This window comes from Mesorhizobium kowhaii, assembly GCF_042431665.1.
Classification (GTDB): Bacteria; Pseudomonadota; Alphaproteobacteria; order Rhizobiales; family Rhizobiaceae; genus Mesorhizobium; species Mesorhizobium kowhaii.
Map to the genome: position 1 here is coordinate 1 of NZ_JBHLYT010000209.1, position 1,419 is coordinate 1,419.

A 1,419-nucleotide genomic window follows, 5' to 3' on the forward strand; every position below is an offset into this window, starting at 1 on the left:
CAATCCATGCCCTTCAATTGCCGAGCAGTTCGAGATCCTTGCCGCCTGATCATTGGCGCGAAAGCGTCGCGTCGTGACCGAAATCACGATTTGCGACAGAACCAAGCCGACTGCGGATTTCCGCGGTCAAACGAAGATATCCGTGACGCTCCATCGCCTCGACCAGAATCGGAACCAGCGCCTTCAGTCGTTTGCCACAGATCCTGTCCGACGCCTCCCAGAGCACGATCAGCGCTTCACGAACGGCTTCGGCTTCGGCTTCGACGACAAGATTGTGTCGATGTATGCGCGTGGCATGAGCACTCGGTATATCACCGGACACCTGCGGGACCTTTACGGCATCGACGTATCGCCGGACCTGATCTCGACTGTGACGGGCGCGGTTCTGGATGAAGTTGCCACCTGGCAGCAGCGGTCGCTCGACGCGATCTCCGCTCGTGTTCTTCGACGCCATCCGGGTCAAGATTCGCGACGAAGGCATGGTGCGTAACAAGGCCATCCATATCGCTCTGGGTGTGAGCGCGGATGGCGCAAAGGAGGTTCTGGGCCTCTGGCTCGAACAGAATGAAGGCGCCGAGTTCTGGCTGCGCGTCATGAACGAGCTCAAGAACCGCGGCGTCGAGGACATCCTTTTGGCCGTCGTCGATGGCCTGAAGGGGCTTCCCGGACGCCATTACAGCGGTGTTTCCCCACGCTATCGTTCAAACCTGTATTGTTCATCTGCTGCGCAACTCCATGGATTTTGTCTCATGGAAAGACCGCGGAATGTTGGCCGGCGCGCTCAAGGAAATCTATCGTGGCGTACCAAAGCTCCGTGCCGCGGTTGCCGCCGGTTCGCCGACGGGAGCGCATGTCAGGACACCCTGCGGTCCAACAGGCCCTGCGAAACCACTACTTCGAGTCGCTCGGTCTCCCCCGTCTCTATGTCTCTGCCCAAGCTTAATCCGGTCGAACCGCCATGGTACGTGACCCGTATGACCGGTGGTGTGGGAGGGGCGGCGTCGTGAGGCGTCCCCCTATCCCGATCAATCCTGATGTTGATTGGTCCTAGGGGATGCCGATTCCAAAACACCGGGTGTGGGCGACATCGAGGATGCGATAGATCAAGCTCGAGAAGCTATGTCCGGCGCTCTTTGCGGCAGTAACATAACTGGAGTGCATGTTGAGCGACGGCATCGAGTTCATCTCTAGGACAAACGGCTGGCCGGAGCGATCGATCCGGAAATCGACGCGAGCATAGTCCCGACAGTGACAGGCACGGAAGGTAGCAACCGAAATATCCCGTAACATCTTCTCAAGCCCGCTGCCGATTTGCGCCGGGCAAATCTTCGGGACCCCTGCGGCCGCCACGTATTTCGCGTCCCAATCCATAAGACGCGTTTCGCGATCGCCGAAGTCCTGCTCCACCAGAGGCAACAC

The 1,419-nt window shown here is 59.0% G+C and carries 1 protein-coding gene and 1 pseudogene; one reads left to right on the plus strand and one right to left on the minus strand.

Annotated elements, in window-relative coordinates:
* Nucleotides 1-256: 256 nt before the first annotated feature.
* Nucleotides 257-798: pseudogene (locus ACFFNA_RS39420) on the plus strand (IS256 family transposase); the annotation flags it as partial.
* Nucleotides 799-1,047: 249 nt separating this feature from the next.
* Here ACFFNA_RS39420 and ACFFNA_RS39425 read toward each other — a convergent pair.
* Nucleotides 1,048-1,419 (minus strand): D-alanine--D-alanine ligase family protein (locus tag ACFFNA_RS39425; RefSeq protein WP_514132027.1); only part of this gene is annotated, 372 nt, incomplete at its 5' end.